Origin of the sequence: Paraburkholderia sp. BL18I3N2, assembly GCF_003001875.1 — a bacterium.
Lineage (GTDB): Bacteria > Pseudomonadota > Gammaproteobacteria > Burkholderiales > Burkholderiaceae > Paraburkholderia > Paraburkholderia phytofirmans.
In genome coordinates this window covers 1-19969 of sequence record NZ_PVNC01000005.1, presented here as the reverse complement: position 1 = coordinate 19969, position 19969 = coordinate 1, and the positions used below count along the sequence as shown (strand labels likewise).

The 19969-nt window shown below is 62.6% G+C and carries 15 protein-coding genes and 2 pseudogenes; 13 read left to right on the top strand and 4 right to left on the bottom strand.

Features of this window, described 5'->3' with window-relative positions:
- Positions 1–84 precede the first annotated feature (84 nt).
- The 5 genes and pseudogenes from B0G75_RS15610 to B0G75_RS15595 all read left to right on the top strand — a co-directional run bounded on the left by B0G75_RS15610 (position 85) and on the right by B0G75_RS15595 (position 4039).
- The gene (locus tag B0G75_RS15610) at positions 85–1419 is read left to right on the top strand and encodes a PLP-dependent aminotransferase family protein (protein WP_106306955.1); all 1335 of its coding nucleotides are present in this window, start codon (positions 85–87) and stop codon (positions 1417–1419) included.
- A gap of 64 nt (positions 1420–1483) precedes the next feature.
- A pseudogene (locus B0G75_RS15605) lies at positions 1484–1678 on the top strand (amidohydrolase); the annotation flags it as partial.
- A gap of 81 nt (positions 1679–1759) precedes the next feature.
- Entirely contained in the window at positions 1760–2509 is a 750-nt protein-coding gene (locus B0G75_RS15600) for an aldolase (RefSeq protein WP_106306952.1), read from the top strand.
- 387 nt (positions 2510–2896) lie between these two features.
- Complete coding sequence (locus B0G75_RS41350; protein ID WP_258194492.1) at positions 2897–3022, top strand: hypothetical protein; 126 nt, start codon at positions 2897–2899, stop codon at positions 3020–3022.
- Positions 3023–4039, top strand: a complete 1017-nt coding sequence (locus B0G75_RS15595; protein ID WP_258194491.1) for an aminoacyl--tRNA ligase-related protein — start codon at positions 3023–3025, stop codon at positions 4037–4039.
- A gap of 151 nt (positions 4040–4190) precedes the next feature.
- Here B0G75_RS15595 and B0G75_RS15590 read toward each other — a convergent pair whose 3' ends face one another.
- Complete coding sequence (locus B0G75_RS15590; protein WP_106306949.1) at positions 4191–4520, bottom strand: hypothetical protein; 330 nt, start codon at positions 4518–4520, stop codon at positions 4191–4193.
- Positions 4521–4739: 219 nt separating this feature from the next.
- Between B0G75_RS15590 and B0G75_RS15585 the strand changes: the two genes are divergently transcribed.
- The 4 genes from B0G75_RS15585 (at position 4740) to B0G75_RS15570 (ending at position 9802) form a co-directional block, all read left to right on the top strand.
- Entirely contained in the window at positions 4740–5231 is a 492-nt protein-coding gene (locus tag B0G75_RS15585; protein WP_106306946.1) for a RidA family protein, read from the top strand.
- Positions 5232–5717: 486 nt separating this feature from the next.
- Positions 5718–7043, top strand: a complete 1326-nt coding sequence (locus tag B0G75_RS15580; RefSeq protein ID WP_106306943.1) for a DUF3300 domain-containing protein — start codon at positions 5718–5720, stop codon at positions 7041–7043.
- Between the two features lie 22 nt (positions 7044–7065).
- Entirely contained in the window at positions 7066–8019 is a 954-nt protein-coding gene (locus B0G75_RS15575) for a DUF2950 domain-containing protein (RefSeq protein ID WP_106307980.1), read from the top strand.
- Positions 8020–8182: 163 nt separating this feature from the next.
- Positions 8183–9802, top strand: a complete 1620-nt coding sequence (locus B0G75_RS15570) for an intermembrane transport protein PqiB (RefSeq protein WP_106306940.1) — start codon at positions 8183–8185, stop codon at positions 9800–9802.
- A 156-nt stretch (positions 9803–9958) separates the two neighbouring features.
- Here B0G75_RS15570 and ilvB read toward each other — a convergent pair whose 3' ends face one another.
- Positions 9959–11824 carry a biosynthetic-type acetolactate synthase large subunit gene (gene ilvB, locus B0G75_RS15565; RefSeq protein ID WP_181309280.1) on the bottom strand — a complete coding sequence of 622 codons (1866 nt, stop codon included), beginning with the start codon at positions 11822–11824 and terminating at the stop codon, positions 9959–9961.
- A gap of 314 nt (positions 11825–12138) precedes the next feature.
- Entirely contained in the window at positions 12139–14970 is a 2832-nt protein-coding gene (locus B0G75_RS15560; protein WP_374956901.1) for a 2-oxoglutarate dehydrogenase E1 component, read from the bottom strand.
- A 545-nt stretch (positions 14971–15515) separates the two neighbouring features.
- On the opposite strand from B0G75_RS15560, the gene B0G75_RS15555 reads away from it, so the two are divergent.
- Both B0G75_RS15555 and mug read left to right on the top strand, forming a co-directional pair.
- Positions 15516–16541 (top strand): GlxA family transcriptional regulator, encoded by a 1026-nt coding sequence (locus B0G75_RS15555; protein ID WP_106306930.1) that lies wholly within the window; start codon positions 15516–15518, stop codon positions 16539–16541.
- Positions 16542–16596: 55 nt separating this feature from the next.
- The gene (gene mug / locus B0G75_RS15550) at positions 16597–17172 is read left to right on the top strand and encodes a G/U mismatch-specific DNA glycosylase (RefSeq protein ID WP_106306927.1); all 576 of its coding nucleotides are present in this window, start codon (positions 16597–16599) and stop codon (positions 17170–17172) included.
- Between the two features lie 54 nt (positions 17173–17226).
- Here mug and B0G75_RS15545 read toward each other — a convergent pair whose 3' ends face one another.
- Positions 17227–18186: a LysR family transcriptional regulator gene (locus B0G75_RS15545; RefSeq protein ID WP_106306924.1), complete on the bottom strand. Its 960-nt coding sequence runs from the start codon at positions 18184–18186 to the stop codon at positions 17227–17229.
- A 479-nt stretch (positions 18187–18665) separates the two neighbouring features.
- On the opposite strand from B0G75_RS15545, the gene B0G75_RS15540 reads away from it, so the two are divergent.
- Both B0G75_RS15540 and B0G75_RS41345 read left to right on the top strand, forming a co-directional pair.
- Positions 18666–19340, top strand: coding sequence for an antibiotic biosynthesis monooxygenase (locus B0G75_RS15540; RefSeq protein WP_106306921.1), 675 nt, complete (start codon positions 18666–18668; stop codon positions 19338–19340).
- Between the two features lie 321 nt (positions 19341–19661).
- Positions 19662–19969, top strand: a pseudogene (locus B0G75_RS41345) (EmrB/QacA family drug resistance transporter); the annotation flags it as partial.

Here is a 19969-nt window from a genome sequence, read left to right as displayed (position 1 = left end):
GCGACTGCGCGAACAGAGTTGCGATGTGCCATCGTATGGCCGAAAATCAATACAATCAAATAATTGTCATGGATACATTCGCGCATGCCCACGCCCCGCTACAAACTGCTGGTCGACAGAATGGCGATCGATATCCGCGCCGGACGCCTCGCGCCCGGCACGCGCCTGCCGACTCACCGCCAGCTCGCCGCGCAGGAGGGACTTGCGCTTGTCACCGCGTCGCGGGTCTATGCCGAGCTGGACGCGATGGGATTGGTCAGCGGCGAAACCGGCCGCGGCACTTTCGTGCGGGAAATTGCCTTGCCGGCGCGCCTGGGCATCGACCAGCACGCCGGCGACGCGGGTTTGGCGGACCTCAATTTCAACAATCCGTCGCTCCCCGGCCAGGCCGAACTGCTCAGAAGCGCCTTGCGCCAGCTCGCGTCCTCCGGCGATCTGGATGCGTTACTGCGCTATCAGCCCCATGGAGGCCGCACGCATGAGCGCGAGATCGTCGCGCGTCACCTCTCGTCTCGAGGACTAGCCGTCGAAGGCGCTCAGGTCGTGATCGTGAACGGCGCGCAGCATGGTTTGACCGCAGCCGTTCTGGCGCTCCTGAAGCCCGGCGATGTCGTCGCGGTCGACGCATTGACCTACCCGGGATTCAAGGTGCTAGCCGAAACGATCCGGCTCGAACTGGCGCCGATTCCGGTTTCCGACCAGGGCCCCGACCTCAACGCGCTCGAACGCTTGTGCCGAGCCAGAAAAGTGCGCGCCATCTACACGATGCCGACACTCCATAACCCGCTAGGCTGGGTCATGAATGCGCAGGGGCGGCACGAGTTGGTGTCGATTGCCCGCAGGCACGGGCTGCTCATCATCGAGGACGCCGCGTATGCCTTCCTCGCGGAGAACCCGCCGCTGCCGTTGGCAGCACTCGCGCCTGAAACGACGGTGTACGTCTCGGGTCTATCGAAAAGCATCGCCACCGGCCTGCGAGTCGGCTTCGTCGCCGCGCCCGATCGCTGGGTCGCACCGCTCGAGCGTGCGATCCGGGCCACCACCTGGAACACGGCCGCGGTGATGACCGCCATTGCCTGCGGCTGGCTCGACGACGGCACCGTCACGCGTCTGGAGATGGAGAAGCGTCGCGATGCGGCGCTCCGGCAATCGATGGCCGCCGAGGTTCTCGCCGGACTGCGGCGCGTTTGCCATCCCTCGTCCTACTTCGTCTGGCTTCCTCTCGCGGAAGAGGTCCGCGCCGACGTGGTGGCGATGGCGCTCGTGCGCGAGGGAATCTCTGTCTCGACGGCCGAGCCTTTCTCGACTTCGGAGCATGTACCCCACGCGATTCGCGTGGCGCTTGGGTCGGTTGATTTGCCCGTACTCCGGGAGTCGCTGGAAAAGGTTAAAAACGTGATCGCCTCTTACACCTATTGAAGCGGCGACCGACCATTGTCACGTCGACGGACGCGCCGCCGAGAAAAATTATCGATCCACGGCCTTGACGATCTCCGAAGATTTCGGCGCCTTCCTTCACGTCGTGCCGGGCAACTACGCTTTCATCGGCAACGGGGATACGGGCAAGACCGGCGGCGTGCCGCTGCATAATGCAACGTATGATTTCAACGACGATATTTTGCTGACCGGTGCGCAATACTTCGCGGAAATAGCGAGGCTTGCGTTACCACTCCCCTGAGGCCGCTGTCCGCTCGCTGATGTTTGTCGGGAGGCCGGCGCCACCGGCCTTTTCCTCACCACGACGAACGCAGACACCATCATGAAAGCTACCCCGGTTGTTGAAGACGCCCTCTTTCACGCCCCGCAAGTCGCCGCCTTGCGGCGAGACCTTGCCCTCGCACTGCGCGCGGCCGCGCATCACGGCCTGGGCGAAGGCGTATGCAACCACTTCAGCATCGCATTGCCCGGCGAGCAGGGCCTCTTTCTGCTGAATCCGCGCGGCTTGATGTGGCATGAAATCCAGGCGGACGACATTGTCATCGTGGATGGTCTCGGCAATCGCGTCGCCGGCCGGCATGAGGTCGAGCCTACCGCCATGTTCATCCACGCGGCGGTCCACAACATCGCGGGCAAGAACTGCGTGCTGCATACGCATATGCCCTATGCCACGGCGTCGACGCTGACGGAGGACTGCGGACTCGATACCACGCTGTCGCAAAACGCCATGCGCTTTCACGGCCGGATCGCCCTCGACCGCGAATACAACGGCTTGGCGCTGGACGCCGCAGAGGGCGGGCGCATCGCGCACGCGATGAATGGCGGCGACATCGCGTTCCTCGGCAACCACGGCGTCGTGGTGTGCGGCGAGCGCATCGACTATGCGTTCGATGATCTTTACTATCTGGAGCGGGCTTGCCAAAGCCAGGTGCTGGCGCTTTCCACGGGGCGCGCGCTAAAGCCGGTGAACCCTGCCCTCGCGACTCGCGTGGCACATCAGGTGCAAAGCGAGCGAACGCAGTCGAAACTGTTCTTCGAGGCGTTGAGGCGCACGCTGGGCGAACCGGTATAGCGGCACATGCCGGCACGCGCAGAACAGTCACCGCACTTGAACCAGGGTTGCGGCCGCGCCGCGTTTCGTGCAGAGTAGCAATGAATGAACGACGAGGAAGCGAAGCCAACCGGCGATCCGCCTCGATCACTTCGGCGCGGCAAGTTCCGCTATCGATAGAAACGAGCACAGCACGAGCAGCAATACATCATGCACATTTTGAGCATTCTCCCGCAACGACCTCCAGTGCCCGCTATGGCGGCCGGAGTCTGCTCGAGAACTCGATATGCGCGCGAAAAAGGCTAAGCACCTGCGCCTTGCATGAGAATCGATGATCCGGACGCCCCTTGCGGGCGTTTTTTCATTTCAGGCCTGTTTTTACGCTGAATTCTGAATCCGGAGCACATCATGAAATTCTCGCAGCAATTCTTCGCCAACAGTTCCTTCGAGCAGGACAACACCCGCCTGGAACTGACCGATCTTGCCCGCAAGGCATGCCTCGTCCATCAGGACGCCGCGGGACTTTACTCCTGAATGTCGCTCGGTCTGAGAGCGCAGCGGCGCGTGGAGAGTGTCGTGCGCGAGGAGATGGAACGCGCCGGCTTTTGCGAAATCCAGATGAGCCTGCTGCAGGACGCCGACCTGTGGCGGCAAACCGGGCGGCTCGACGCATACGGCGACGAGCTGATGCGGCTCACGAGCCGTTCCGGCCGGTTGTACTGCCTCGGCGCCACTTGCGAAGAACTGGCCACGCAGATGGTCAGGACGCACTACAACCGGACCGACATGAGTCTGGGCCTCTATCAGTTCGGCAACAAATACCGCGACGAACTGAGGACGCGCGGCGGCCTCGCGCGCGCCAAGGAGTTCATCATGAAAGACGGCTATTCCTTCAATGCCACGGAAGACGGCGCACGCGCAGCGTACGAGGCCGTACGCGAAGCCTATCTGCGCATCTTCCGGCGACTGGGGCTGGACGCCATCGTGAAGTCGAGCGACAACGGGGAAATCGGCGGCCAGAGCTCGGAAGAGTTTCATGTCCTCAGCGAACTTGGCGAAGAGGAGACCGACGGGCAGACATCGCTTGAATGCGCGCACATTTTCGACCTGGGCGACCGTTACTCCAAAGCCATGGGGTTGGTGAACGCCAAAGGCGAATTCGTCAGAATGGGCTGTTTCGGCGTGGGCGTCTCACGCCTCGCCATGCTCCTGCTCAGCCGGCAGCGCGACGAGCGCGGCTTTTGGGGCAGCGAGTCGTTCAACACCTTCGACGTTGTACTCACGGTCATTGACTGGGAGCGTCAGGAACGGCAAGAGGCTGCGCAAACGCTGCGGCGCGAACTACAGGCTGCGGGGTTGAGCGTGTTGATGGACGATCGCCTCGCGCAAGCCGGAAAGAAACTCGCCGATGCCGAGTTGATCGCATGCCGGCAACGCGTCGTGGTCAGCGGCAAAGCACTCGCATCGGGCCGCTTCGAGTGGATGGACCGGCGCACTCTTGCGCGTCAAGATGCGTCGGCGGCGGAGATTGTGACGCTTTGCGCGCGATAGCTCTGGCGCGTGTGCATTTCGGCACGTGCTTCAGGGTACAGGGCAGGCAGGCTCGCTTAACAACGGGGTGCGCCATGTCAACAGCCGGGATACGCCGCGCGCCCGAACTCGCGCTACTTTGGCTTTCGCACTGAATGTCCAATGAACTGCTTCAGCGCAGCCACTTGCGTACATCCTTTTCCCATTCCGGATCGCCGCAGCCCTGCGGATTTTCCGGTCCGAGCACGGTGATATAGCCTTTGGTCTTCATGCACGATTCGTACGCACGGACTTTCGCGCATTGCCCTGGGCCCGCGTTGCGCGACACCGCTTTGCATTGTTCGATCGTCCTGTCCATCGGACCAAAGTCCATGTCGTCCGCGCGGTTGAGCGTCGGCGCGTCCGCGCCCGACGCGGAGAACTCGACGGGGCCGGTCTGTGCGCAGGCACTCAGCGCAGCGGCCAGGACGGTAATGAAGAGAAGATGGACACGCGTTTGCATGGGCGACTCCTGTTTCGCAGAGGTTGCGAAATCATACGCTCACGCGCATGGATATACCGTTGCCATTACCTCGTGTAGAAGCGTTGAGCCTCATCAACACGTTTTTAAGCTGCGCGCGGCCGTGTCATGATCAGGCTATCCGGCCGGCGCGCGTCGATCCACGCTATAGATGCCCGAACATTCGCCGGCTTTAACCTCAATCGAACCTTCGACACCGCCATGACCACGTCCACATCGAACGACGCCCCCGGCACCGCTCTCGCCCGCCTGCACGCGCTCGGCCTCGCCCTGCCGAACGTGCCCGCTCCGCGCGGCGCATTTAAACCGTTTTCACGCTCAGGCCAACTGGTTTTTCTCTCTGGACAAATCTGCGAGTGGGAAGGCGAAGTGAAATTCAGCGGCCCGGTCGGAGAGGTTCACGACCTTCAGGCCGGACAGCAAGCCGCGCAGATCTGCGCGCTGAACCTGCTGGCGGCATTGCAGCTCGCACTGGACGGCGACCTGGACCGCGTGGTCTGTTGCCACCGCGTCGGCGGCTTCGTCTATGCGACGCCTGGTTATCCGGACGTGCCGAAAGTAATCAACGGGGCGTCCGATCTTTTCTTCGAGGTGTTCGGCGAACGCGGCCGGCATGCGCGCACGGCGGTCGGCGTCGCCACCCTGCCCGCCGCGGCGTCCGTCGAGGTTGAAGCGATCTTCGAGGTTCTTTAAGGCGTCAACGTGCCGGCCGTCAGCGTGTGCTCTTTTCCGGCGTGCGCGTCGGCTTGTCAGAAGCGCCACCCGTCGAAAAAATCCGGCAAGCATTACGCCGTTAATCCATCGACAAAGGAAATTCAACCAGAATTTTTTGACCAAAAGTTTGCACACCTCGGCGGAAAGGTTTATTAGTGATCGTGCCATTGCGATTCACGGTGTCTCGCATGTATGCATCACTCACGCTGCGCATGCGGCGCGTTCCGCGTGTCGTCATGAATGCGCCACGAATACATGGATCGGATAATTCAGAAGCGCGTTACTCGCAACACAATTCGGAGTCCGTCTTAAGTTCGATTCTCGCGGCTCCTGCATCACCGAGCGCTGCACTGGTGATCCACCCCGTCTTGAGCGATCGGCTACTTCGGGGCACGGTCCCGGCGTCGGCGTCTCACGCACCGCACCACTGCGCCACAAACAACTTCCAACAAGGGAGAGCTGATCGTGAAACGCTCCAGGGCATACCAGAGAGGATCGCGAATTCTTCTAGCCGCATTGACCGCACTGGCGGGCTCGCCGCTATTGCTCGACGTCGCGGCGCCAGCCGCTCATGCGCAAACCGCCGCGCCGACCCCGGCGAAAATCTCGAACCAGCAACTGGACTCGCTGACCGCGCCGCTCGCGCTCTACCCCGACGCGCTCCTCGCCCAAGTGCTGATGGCCTCGACCTTTCCACAAGACGTGCCGGCGGCGGCGGCATGGTCGAAGGCCAATCCGAAACTCCAGGGCGACGACGCCGTGAAGGCGGTCGCGTCGGAACCGTGGGACCCGAGCGTGCAATCGCTGGTGGCGTTTCCCCAGGTGCTGGCCACCATGGCGTCGAAACCCGACTGGGTCGCGCAACTCGGCAACGCTTTTCTCGCGCAGCCGAACGACGTGATGGACTCCGTGCAGCGACTGCGCAAACAGGCGCAGAAGGCCGGCAACCTGCAGACCACCCCACAGCAGAAAGTGGTGGTCGAGCAGAGCACGATCCAGATCGTGCCGGTCAACCCGCAGGTCGTCTATGTGCCCACATACAACCCCACGGTCGTCTATGGCGCGTGGCCCTATCCAGCCTACCCGCCGGTGTATGTGCCGCCCCCGCCGGGCTATGCCGTTGCCAGCGGTCTCGCCGCGGGTCTCGCGTTCGGCGTCGGCGTCGCGATCACCAGTTCGCTGTGGAGCAACGTCAACTGGAACAATCACAGCGTCAACATCAACGTCAATCAGTACAACAACATCAATGTGAACCGGCGGCTCGACGTGAATAGCAGCACGACCAACTGGAACCGGAATTCCACCTTCAACCGCAATACCTCGGCCAACGTGGGCAGCGCGCAACGCGATGCGTATCGCGGGCGCGATGCGTCGGCAACGGCGGCCTCGCGTGCGCAGGCACAGCAGACCTTGCAGAACCGTACCGGCCAGAATCTGGGTGGAACCGCCAGCCAGCGCGTGCAGGGCATCCACCAGGGCGGCAACACGGCCGGCAGCATTCGCGACAGCGCGCAGAACGTGAACCGCGACAACGCGTTGCGTGGCGCGGGCAATGGCGGCGATGCGCAGCGGGACGTGCAGCGCGGACAAGCCAGCCGGCAGGCGCAGGCCAGCAACCGCGGCGGCGGTCCCGGCGCGAACGGCGGCGGTCAGCAACGGGCCGGCAATCTGGGAGCGGGAGGCGGTGGCGAACGCGCCGGCGGCGGCTTCGGCGCGGGTGGCGGTGGCCAGCAACGCGGCGGCGGTTTCGGCGCGGGCGGCGGTGGCCAGCGTCACTTCGGCCGGCATTGAACCGATCTCACAGGAGCCGCTCATGATCCGCATCCGCATGTTCCGCATTCCCGGCGCACGTCTGGCCGCAGCCTTTGTTCTCGCGCTCGGCCCGCGCCGCGCCGCTACCGCCCTCGGGTTCGCCGTGCTGTTGAGCGGCGCGTCCGGGGCGCATGCACAAGCCGTGTATCCAACGCCCGAGGCCGCTGTCGACGCGTTCGTCGAAGCGCTCGCCAGCAGCGACCATCCCGCCATGCAGCATGTGCTCGGCAAGGACTTCACCCGCTTCATTCCGACCCAAAACATCGGTGAACAGGATGTCTACGACTTTCTTGGCGCATGGTCGAAGGGACACCAGATCGTCGATGATCCAGCTCCGCTGAACGGCCATGCGAGCAAGCATCTGTCGGTCGGCACCAGTGGCTGGACGTTGCCAATTCCGCTCGTGCAGACGTCGAAGGGCTGGCGCTTCGATCCCGCTGTCGCCCGCGATGAGATCGCGACACGCCGCATCGGCCGCAACGAGAACGCGGCCATGCTGATATCGCTCGCCATTCTCGATGCGCAAGGCGACTATCAGGCGTCCACCCAGCATTACGCGCAACGCATTCTCAGCACACCGGGCCAGCACGACGGCTTGTACTGGCCGAGCGCGTCGGGTGAAAAAGAGAGTCCGCTCGGCCCGCTCGCCGCGGCGATGCCGCATACCGGCAACATCTCGAAAGAGGGTTATTACGGCTATCACTTCCGCATTCTGACCGCGCAAGGGCCGCATGCGAAAGGCGGCAGTCAGAACTACGTCGAGAACGGCGCGATGACCAAGGGTTACGCCGTCGTCGCGTGGCCCGCCGAATACGGCAAGACGGGTGTGATGAGCTTCATCGTCAATCAGGACAGACAGATCTATCAGAAGAACCTCGGCCCGAATTCGGCGGCGGCCGCCGCTGCGCTCAAATGGTTCGATCCGGACTCGTCGTGGGAGGCCGTGAACCCCTGAGCGCGGCGTCGGCACCGCCGGGCGCAACCGCGCGTGGGCGCCCGGCGTATGGCGTCCCGGAACTATCGATGAACATGGCGTTGCAGTTCGATCCGCGCCCGCTTGCGGGCCCACGTGGCGAGCGACAGGCAGGCCCCGCCCAGCCACGCTTCGGAGCCTCGCAATGAGTAGCCCACAAGGACCTGCCCTGCCGCCCGAGTTGCCCGATCCCGATATCGCGCCGCGGCGCAGCTGGCTGCCCTCGCTCGTCTGGGTCGTGCCGCTGATCGCGGCGTTGATCGGTGTCGCGCTGGTCGTCAAGGCGGTCACGGAGCGCGGTCCGGCGATCGCCCTCGTCTTCGACAACGCCGAAGGCCTCGAGCCCGGCAAGACCGAGGTCAAGTACAAGGACGTCGAAATCGGTTCGGTGAAGTCGATCGTGCTGTCGAAGGATCGCACGCACGTACGGATCGCCGTGCAACTAACAAAGCAGGCAGAGAAGTTCGCTGTCAAGGACACCCGCTTCTGGGTGGTTCGCCCTCGCGTGGGCGCCGCCGGCGTGTCGGGCATCGGCACGCTGCTCTCGGGCGCGTATATCGGCGTGGACGTTGGCCGCTCCACGGAGAGGCGAACCGAGTTCGTCGGACTGGAGACGCCGCCGCCCATCACCGCCGATCAGAAAGGCCACCGCTTCACGTTACACGGCGATTCGCTCGGCTCGATCGACATCGGCTCGCCGATTTTCTACCGGCGCGTGCAGGTGGGCCAGGTCTACGGCATTTCGCTCGACAAGGACGGCACGGGCGTGACCATGCAGGTGTTCGTCGCCGCGCCGTACGACCAGTACGTCGGCTCGAATTCGCGCTGGTGGCATGCGAGCGGCGTCAACGTGCGGCTCGATTCGACCGGCTTCGTCGTCAACACGCAGTCGCTCGCGGCGATTCTGGTCGGCGGCCTCGCCTTCCAGACGCCGCCGGGTCAGCCGATGGGCACGCCGGCCGCGGAGAAAACCGACTTCCGGCTTGCCGCCGACGAGGTGGACGCCATGCGCGCGCCAGACAGCATACGGGTACGCACGGTGATGATCTTCGGTCAGTCGCTGCGCGGACTGTCGGTGGGCGCGACGGTCGACTTCCGGGGCATCGTGCTGGGCCAGGTGACGGACATCGGCGTCGAATACGATCCGGACGCGCGCAGCTTCGTCATGCCGGTGACGCTGGATCTGTATCCGGACCGGCTGCGCCGACGTTCTCGTGGTGCGACGATGCCGGAGGCGGGTACCGCGGCCAGCCACGAACTGTTGCGGCATCTCGTCGAGCGCGGCTTGCGTGGGCAATTGCGCACCGGCAACCTGCTGACGGGACAGTTGTACATCGCGCTCGACATCTTCCCCAACGCCGCGCCCGTCAAATTCGACGCCCATAGCGAGCCGATCCAGCTGCCGACCATTCCGAACACGCTCGACGCGTTGCAAACGCAGGTGGCCGACATCGCGAAGAAGCTCGACCGGATTCCATTCGATCAGATCGGCTCGAATCTGAACACATCGCTTAAAAACGCCGACGCGCTGTTCAACCGGCTCAACAACGAAGTCGTGCCGCAGGCGCGCGACACACTCGCCGCCGCGCGCCAAACCTTCGGCTCGGCCGAGGCGACTTTGCAGCAGGACTCGCCGTTGCAGTCTGACGTGCATCAGGCACTGCAGGAGTTGACCCGCACACTGCAATCGCTGAACGCGCTAGCCGATTATCTGGAGCGCCATCCGGAGTCGCTGGTGCGCGGCAAATCGGGAGACAGGCCATGAGTTCGCTTACGGATAGTCGCTGAATCGCGAGGTCGGCTCGTTGAGCGTCGACGCCGGGGTATAGCCCGGCACGTCCGCGTGCGGCCTCATTCTCGGCCTGAACCTGCAAGGTGGTGACGGTAATGGTTTTGCCGAACAATCACACACGACGCATGGCTAGAACATATCAGCAGCCGCCTGACGCTGCGAGCCCTTCCCTTTGGTTTCCGGTTCGGCCCGGGACGGAATAAACGGCCCGGTAACCATATTCGCGTAGCTTTGCCCCGGCCCCACCATCGGAAACACATCGGCGTTCTCGTCGACCATGACTTCGAGGAAAGCCGGCCCGTCAAATTCGATGAAGGCCTTAAGCTGGTCCTCGAGTTCGCTCAGGGTTGCAACGCGACGCGCAAACTCGAACCCGTCGGCCTGTGCCGCCATGACAAAATCCTTGCGATGCAGCGACTTGTCGCTCACGCACAAGCGGCCCTCGTAAAAGAGACGCTGCCATTGCCGGATCATCCCGTCACCGAGATTGTTCAGCAACAGAACTTTGATCGGCACGCCATAAGTGGTGGCCGTTTCCAGGTCGCCAATATTCATGCGGATGCTGCCGTCGCCATCGATGTCGATCACAAGGGCATCCGGCCGCGCCAGTTGAGCACCGATAGCCGCGGGCAGCCCGAAACCCATGGTCCCCATGCTGCCCGAAGTCAGGAAGCTGCGCGGCTCGACGAAGTCGAAAAATTGCGCAGCCCACATCTGATGCTGGCCGACGCCCGTGGTGACGATAGCTCGCCCGCCGGTCAGGTCACTGAGCTTTTCGACGACGAATTGCGGCTGAATTACCGGACTATTCCGGTCGTAGTTCATACCGTAAACCCGCTTCAGTTCCTTGATACGATCGAGCCAGTCCAAACGCGGTTGCGCGGCGGGGCCGTGTTTCATCAGTGACAGCAAGGTTTCCTTCGCGTCGCCTACGTGCGCCCAATGCGCCCGCTTCACCTTGTTGATTTCCGCCTCGTCGATGTCGATATGCGCGACATGCCGCGCTCCGGGCGCGAATGCGTCAGGGCGGCCACCGGCAACCCGGTCGTCGAAGCGGGCGCCCACCGCGATCAGGAAGTCACAATCTTCCACCGCGTAGTTCGCACACGCAGCGCCGTGCATGCCGAGCATGCCGAGGCCCAGTTCGTGTTTCACGGATATCGCGCCGAGACCCATCAACGTGGTCACCACGGGGATTCCGAAGCGCTCGGCGAACCGGCGCAGCTCAGCGGTCGCGCCGGCCGTGATAATGCCGCCGCCGGCATACAGCAGCGGCCGTTTGCTTTGCGCCAGCAGACCGAAGAAATCGGTGCGCTTGTCCTCGTGGAGACGGGCGCCTTTTGCCACCATTCGAAGACGGTCGGAATAGCCTCTAAACTCCAGCGTACCTTGCCCCTGGTAAGTGCCAGTCCAGTTCTGGATATCCTTGGGCACATCCACGACGACCGGACCCGGACGGCCGGTGCGCGCGACTTCGAATGCGGTGCGCAGCGTCTGTTCGAGCTTTGCCGGGTCGGTGACCAGAAACACCTGCTTCGCGCACGCCGACATGATGTTGAAGACGGGCGCTTCCTGGAAAGCATCCGTGCCGATCATGGCACGGGGCACCTGCCCGCATATGAGGACAACGGGGATCGAATCACCGTTGCAGTCGGCGATCGGCGTCACCGCGTTCGTCGCGCCGGGGCCCGACGTCACCATGAAGACACCGACCTTTCCGCTCGCCCGCGCGTAGCCGGCGGCCATGAAGCCGGCGGCCTGTTCATTGGCGGGCACGACGAGTTTGATCTGGCGCTCGGGCGTTTGCGCGTGCATCTCGTTGAAACGAAACACAGCGTCGTACGTCGGCAAAATTGCGCCGCCGCTATAGCCGAATACGGTATCGACGCCCTGCTCGCTGAGCACGCGCAGGATGATGTCGGCGCCCGACATCGATTCGCCGGCAGCCGGCGGTTTCAGGAGAGCGTTTAAAGCAACGTTTGGGTTTTGGGTCATGGCTGGCTCGCATGGAAACGGACGCTGAGAACATCAGCGGCCAAAATCTAAGGATGATTTCCCCTTCCAACTCGAGAACAGCGTATGTTCCTTGCCAGCTTATGGGCGATTGCTCCGACGGGTTCTCCGTACAAAGCGCAGCCCATCCAGCACTTTTTTGATGTGCGTCTGGAAGTATCGTGAGAAACGGCTTTTATCATTCTGACAATGATCGAGGCTGCGCACACGCGTAAAAGAGCTTGTATCAGGCCAGGATACGCCGGATTTGAGCCATTGCGGTGATGCGCCGGCATCACCGCACTACGCACGCGCCGTCAGTCCGTGAATGCACTCGAAATCAGCGCTGCCTGCCTCGCCGCGTGGACCGCGTGATAACCGGGTGCGGTCGACGCGGAAGCCGCCGGCCCCGCATATCGCAGTTGCGCGGCAGAAGGCACGATCTCGCGCAACTGCGGTTCGACGAAGCTCCACGCGCCCTGGTTGCGCGACTCCTCCTGACACCAGACCACCGTCTTCAGATTCGGATAGCGCGCGAACACCGCGGCGAGCTGCCGGGACGGAAACGGATACAACTGTTCGACGCGGATGAGCGGCGTACCAGCAACACCCGACGCGCGGCGATGTTCCAGCAGATCGAAATAGACCTTGCCAGAAGACACGATCACGCGCTCCACGCTCGACGCCCGCGATGCCTCGGCCTGCGTATCCACCAGGATCTCGCGGAACGCACCCGTGGCCAGATCGTCGAGCGTGCTGACGGCTTCCGGATGACGCAACAGCGACTTGGGCGTCATCACGACGAGCGGCCGGCGATCGAAGACAGCCGCTTGCATCCTCAGCAAGTGGAACAGTTGCGCAGGCGTGGTCGGTTGGACTACCCGCATGTTGTCCTGCGCGCAAAGCTGCAGATATCGCTCGAGCCTCGCGGACGCATGTTCCGGCCCCTGCCCGTCCTGTCCGTGCGGCAGGAACAGCGTCAACCCGCTGAGTTGCCCCCACTTCGCGGCGCCCGCTGCGATGAACTGATCGATCACGACCTGCGCACCATTCGCGAAGTCCCCGAACTGCGCCTCCCACACGACGAGCGCATTGCGGTTCACCGTCGAATAGCCATACTCGAAGGCCAGCACGGCCGCCTCCGACAGAATGGAGTTCGTCACGGTGAACCGGCCTTGCCCCTCGCCGATATGCTCCAGCGGAATGTAGACGCCCTCCGACCGGCTCGCGCGCGTCTGGTTGTGCAGAACGGCGTGACGGTGATTGAAGGTGCCCCGCGCGCTATCCTGCCCGCTCAGGCGGACATCGATCCCGGCGCCCAGCAACGAGGCGAATGCCATGTGCTCGCCCATGCCCCAGTCGAGCGGCTTGTTTCCCGCGGCCATCTCGCGGCGTGCGGCGATCATCTTGCCGACCAGCGGATGCAGCTCATAACCATCCGGAACGGTCGAGACCTGCTGCGCCAGCGCACGCACCTGGGCCGGCAACGGAGGCCCGTACTGGACCGGGCCGGCATAGTCCTCGAGAAACTTCGGCCATGCGGGTATTTCGTCCGGCTGGACGGCTTCCTCGACCGCGTTGCTCTCTCTCGCGTGCTCGAGGCTTTCGCGCTGCGCTTCGAAGCAATCCTTGACCTGATCCGGCGTCACCACGCCTTCCTTGATCAACTGTTGGGCATACACAGTCCTCACGCCCGGGTGGCTGGCAATCGCGCGGTACATGAGAGGCTGGGTGATGGCGGGCGTGTCCTGTTCCTGATGCCCGTGCCTGCGGAAACAGACGAGATCGATCACCACGCTGCGCCTGAACGTCGTGCGATAGTCGAGCGCGAGGCGCACCGCCATGGCCACTGCTTCCGGGTCGTCGGCGTTGACGTGCAGAACCGGCGCCTCGATCATCTTCGCGATGTCGGTGGTGTAGAACGACGAGCGCGTATCGCGCGGATCCGAAGTCGTAAAGCCGATCTGATTGTTGACGACCACGTGGACGGTTCCGCCCGTGCCGTGCCCGCGGGTGTACGACAGGCTCAACGTCTCCATCACGACGCCTTGCCCGGACATTGCCGCATCGCCGTGAATTTCGACGGGCAGCACACCGCTACCGTCGCCCTCGTGCGAAGCGTCTCCTTTGGCGCGAGCCATGCCCTGCACGACCGGGTTGACGATTTCAAGGTGCGAGGGATTGAATGCAAGCACGACATCGACGGGCCCGTCGTCCGTCTGCGTGACGCTGCTGTAGCCCTTGTGATACTTGACGTCGCCGGCCGGCAGAGGGTCGCCGCTCTTGCCCTCGAACTCGTCGAAGAGCGCGCGCAAAGGCTTGCCGACGATGTTCACCAGCACATTCAAACGCCCACGGTGCGCCATGCCCATTACCACCGTGGCGACCTTCTTCGATGCGCCATAGCTAACGAGTTCGTCCAGCAACACGATCAACGATTCGCCGCCTTCCAGCGAGAAACGCTTTTGCCCGACATAGCGCGTGTGCAGGTATTTCTCCAGTCCCTCAGCAGCCGTCAGACGTTCGAGAAAGCGGTGTTTCTCCGCTACCGAGAACGAAGGTTTCGCGCGTGTCGACTCGAGTTGCATCTGCCACCAGCGGCGCTCGCCGGCATCGGTCAGATGCATGAACTCAGCGCCGAGCGTGCCCGTGTAAGTCTGCTCCAGTGCCGCCACGATGTCCTGCAGCGTGGCGTCTTCGTCGAAAAGAAACGTGTCGGCCGTGCTGAATCGCGTGGACATGTCGGCTGCCGAGAGGCCGTAGAACGCCGGCGTGAGTTCGATCGAAGCCTTCGGTGGTGTCCACAGCAGCGGGTCCAGTTTCGCCTTGCGCGTGCCGATCATGCGATACGCTGCAATCAGCGACTGCACGGCCACCTGTTTTCTGGCGATCGCGAGGCCGTCATCGAGCGTGATCTGCGTGGCGCGCGAGCGCCTGGCCAGCTCGACGAAGGTGGAAACGACCGGCGCGTGCGGCTCGTCGTCGCGGTCGCTGCCGTCGATAGCGGGGGTTTCGCGCAACGCATCGAAATACGCGCGCCACTCATCCGCGACCGATGCCGGGTCGGCCAGGTAGAGTTCGTATTGCTCCTCGACGTAGGGCGCGTTGCCCCCGAACAGAAAAGAGCTTTGAATTTTTCCCATCAACATGTTGAATCTGTCCTCCATTCGCGTCATGGTCTGAACTTCGACCGTGACATGTGTGAGGCGGCTGTAGCCTCATCCTGGCCAGTCCGGCGCGCAACCAGGGGCCAGGGACGGACTTGCATTTCGCCGGCGACAGATTCTCTGGTGCGCCCGGGCTCTACGTTCCCAGCCGCATTGATGAGAACAAGCATAGGTAGTCGGGGCAGCGACTGGGTGCATCGTTGGTGCTTTCGCTGGCCAATGGAGGTGAGATTTGGGCCACGCAGCCGATGGCGCCATGCGCGATAGCCAACGAGCGTGTCCGCGCGCCTCTCTAGCAGTATTTCCCGGTTTGAATACCCCTACCTGGTGTAACAAGTGATTTTCGGGGTAGCGCATTTATCCCGTGGCGCTTCGCCCCTATAGTGACTCCAGCGAAGAGACACCTGTGTCGCGAGCGGGCGGGCAAGCCGCTTACCGGGCGCGTGCGGAATCGCGAGCGGTGGGCCGACCGGTCCGCTCGAGGGACGCGGGCATGAACGCCAGCAACAAGGAACGAGGGTCACGCCATGAAAGTCGCCATTGTTGTATTCGATGATGTGCAGGCGCTGGATGTCGCTGGCCCTCTGGACGTATTCGCCGAAGCAAACACATTTTTGCCCGAGCATCAGAAATACGAGGTCGTTCTCGTAGGAAACGAGGCCGGTACCGTGACCTGCTCCAACGGGATGCAACTCACGGTTCCCCATGGCTATACGGACTTCGACACGCCATTCGACTTGCTGCTGGTGGCAGGCGGACCGCGCTTGCCTAACGTCCAGCCGCGGCCCGAGTTTCTGAAGTGGCTGCAAGACCAGGCAGGCGGCGCAAGCCGGTTCGGTTCCGTTTGCAACGGCGCATTCGTGCTCGCACACGCGGGCCTGCTCGACGGCAGGGAAGTGACGACGCACTGGGCGGATGCAAGCCGCCTCGCGGACGAGTTTCCGCAGGCGTCCGTGCAGCCCGACCGGATCTTCATCCGTGATGGACGCCTCTTTACCTCCGCCGGTGTGACGGCGGGCATCGACCTGTGTCTTTCGCTCGTAGCCGAAGACTGGGGGCACGAACTGGCGGTGCGGGTTGCGAAACGTCTGGTGGTCTACATCCAGCGCGAAGGCGGACAATCTCAATACAGTCCTTACGTCGGCGTGCGGAAGGAGCAGGATCCGATCGTCGGCAAGGTGCTCCGCTACGTGACCGAGCACATAACCGAAGCGTTGTCGATCGAACAGCTTGCCAGCGCCGTGTCGGTCAGCCGCCGTACTTTCTCGCGGTTATTCGCGAAGTATGCGAAGGTGACGCCCTCGGCGTTTGTCGAACAGGTTCGCGTCGACACCGCGAGGAAATTGCTCGAGGAAACCGATGCGCCTCTGAAGACCGTGGCGTTCAATTGTGGTTTTCACAGCGCCACGCATATGCGAGGCACTTTCTTCCGGCGGCTCAACGTCACGCCCAGACAGTATCGCCAACGATTCCGTGGCACGGCCGGTAAGCAGTGGACATCGGCCGACGTGGAAGAGCAAGTCGAAACAGCGGAACTGGAAATGGTCGACTAGGTGGCGGATCTACGCAGGCTGGTTGCCACCCGGCGCCTCGAACGCACTTTATGTAATGAACAGACTTACACAACCCGTGACTCGCGCCGATTTGCCCCAATCTCTTCCTGATCTGCTTGAGCCGGGATTATCCGTTGTATTTTGCGGTATCAATCCGGGCATGCAAGCGGCGTCGACGGGCCGCCATTTTGCCGGTCGAGGTAATCGGTTCTGGCGAACCATTCATCTGGCGGGTTTTACTCCCGAACAGATCGGGCCCAACGACGACTACACGCTTCTCCAGCACGGTTGTGGTCTCACAACGGTAGTCTCGCGTCCGACCGCGCGGGCGGACCAACTGTCCTCATGGGAATTCAAGGCGGCCGCTACGGAGTTCGAGCGGAAGATCGAAGGCTATGCGCCGCAATGCGTGGCCTTCCTCGGCAAGATGGCGCTTGGCGCAATGTCCGGCAGCCGCGACATCGAGTGGGGGCCGCAGTCCGCCACATTCGGCGGCGCACGCGCATGGGTGCTGCCCAATCCGAGCGGCCTGAACCGCTCGTTCAGCCTCGATGCGCTGGTGGCTGCCTACCGTGAACTTCGTCTTGCCGTCGTGCCGGCCGGGTCGAATGGTTTGACTGGGTCCCCTTGAACGACTCGCAGTATCGACGAGCCCGCATGAAAAGACTCGCACCCTCGGCACCCCCTATTTCACCGAACGCAAAATTCCAGAAGTCTCATTCACAGCTATCGCGGTTTCCATGTGTTGTTGAAGATGCACGTTTCTGCGCAACGTCTCGGTCACAAACTCCACGAAGGCCCGAATCTTACCGCTCGCGCCGCGCCGCTCTACATGCAGTAAGTTGACAGGCGTCGACTCGGGTTCGAATGCCGTCAAGACCGGCAGCAGCGTTCCATTGAGTACCTCGGGGGCCGCCTGGTAGGAAAACAGTTGCGTGATTCCCACGCGATCGACGGCGGCCATCACGGCCGCGGGTGCCAGGTTGACGATCATTCGCGGTTGAACCCGGACCGAAAGCCGCGAACCGTTTTCATAAAACGTCCATTCGAGAGGATTCGTCACGCCCGTGAGTGACACGCAGTGGTGATCGGCGAGTTCCCTCGGATGAACGGGTTCGCCGTGCGCCGCGAGATAAGCCGGTGCCGCGTAGGTTCGACGCCGTACAAAGCCCAACGGAATGGCATAGATCGACGAATCGCCCAGGTGGCCGATCCGGATGGCGACATCCACGCCCTCCTCGAGAAGTCGCGTGGTGCGATCGACATACACCGCGTTAATGCTGACGTCCGGATAACGCTGGGCATACGCATCGATTAACGGAGCGATGAAGCGCTGGCCAAACAGCACCGGCGCGGAAATGGTCAGCGTGCCTACCGGATTGTCCTGACACGCCGCGACATCGGCTTCGGCGTCCGTGACGGCATCCAGCACCTTGCGGCAGGCATCGAGGTATGACATACCCGCCTCGGTCGGCCGGACTGAACGGGTTGTTCGCGCAAGCAGCTGCGCACCCAAACGGGCTTCGAGCGAGGTGAGCGCCCGCGACACCGCGGGAGCGGACATGCCCAGCTTGTCCGACGCACTAGTGAAACTGCCTCCGTCGACGATGGCTACGAACACCTCCATCTCGCGTAATCTGTCCATCTTGATTCCAACTTCAATCTGTTTGCAGCTTGCCGATAGACCTGCGCCCTCGTCACGGGGACGTCGCGCCATCCGGCGCCAGGAAGATGCCGCGATGTTAAGCGCCATGCCTTGCATGGTGACGCTCTCTTTGCGCGCTTGACTCGAAGAAGACTACAAATGGCCCGATTTCGAACGCTCTAAACCAGCAAACGAAGCGGCCTTTGCGATATTCCATCTCAGCGGCATTGGCTCTGTTGAGCAGACGGAAAATGACTTTTTCCGGATCGGCGCGGCGGCTGGTTATCCGCGATGAGGCTGGCTGAATTCGCGCATTGAATGGCCCAATACGCGGCCTGCTGGGGCTTCAACAAGCCCTTTGCATCTCCGACAATCAACTCAGCCATCGCGCGACAGTCACATGCTGATGAATCGACTGCATCGCTGCGATTCCGTGTCCCGCCACCCGACCAGGCGTCCCCAACCAGACCAAGGAATCCATGTTTTCTGCAATGCTCGAAGTCAATCCGTTATCCGAACAATTCGACGCCTATCTCGGCATGGCCAAGATGCTGCGTCCGGAACTCGAAGCGATCGAAGGTTTCGTCGACAACACCCGCTACGCGAGTCTGACACGCCAGGGATGGCTGCTTTCGCTATCGAGCTGGCGCGATGAGAAGTCGCTGATACGCTGGCGAGTGACGACGAACCATCACAAGGTGCAGCAGGCGGCGCGCGATCGCGTGTTTGCCGACTATCGCCTGCGCATTGGCCAGACCGTCGCCGATACACGCGTACCTGCCGGGCAGACGCTGGTCGAGCAACGCCTCGATGCAACCGAAACGGGACTTGGCAAAGCGGTCACGCTACTCGACGCGCAGTACGCGCCGGACTGGGCCAAGCTGGCAGGTGCGCAAGCGGTTGCCGAGGCGCTTGGACTCGATACGAAGGCACCCGGCCTCGTCGCCTGGGACGCATTCGACGCGTTGATGACACCGGGCGACGTGATCGCGGTAGCGACGTGGGACGACCTCGCGGCCGCTGAGGCCTTCGAGCGCAATACGACCCTGCCGAAGTCTGTGCGCCTACGGCACATCCGCATTGTCCGGGAGTACGGAATGTTCGATCGCCGAGAGGCGCCTCAATACTTTGCAGCGGTGCAGCCCAAGGCGTGAGCCGGCCGTAACGCGATATCGGCATTCCCGTAACAAGGCGATTGCTCGCGCCGCCCCAGGTTGATGAAAAGCTGTTCTGCCTAAAGAGCAGATTCATTGCCTGGGGTGAGCGCGTTGTCCCTGTCTTCATAACGACAGTGACGTTGGCCTGATTTGCGCACGAAATGGCCTGATACGCGACCTGTGTCGGCTTTTAGAAAGCCGGTCCTACTCCTAGAATTTCATCAACCCAATGCGCGGCAGCAATGCTTTGCGAGCGCCGGGCGCGACACGGAGATTTCCCCACGAAATGCCGCATTAAACACGGGTAGCCGGACCTTTATGAACACCGTCAACGCACCGATAACTGGAACAGGAGAAGTGAAGCTCGCGCCGTCGTCGGCGCCGGTTTCAACGCCTCCATTACAGCAAACGCCGACCGAAGCGACATTGCCACTGCGCCTTGCAATCGGCCTGCTCGGCATGCTGCTGGCGTCACTGCTCGCCATATTGAACGAACAGGTCACCGCTGTTGCACTCGCTGACATTCGCGGTGCGTTCTCGATCGGACGTGACGACGGGACATGGCTGACCGCCCTCTTCGAGGCGACCAACGTCGCCACGATGGTATTCGCGCCGTGGTTCGGCGT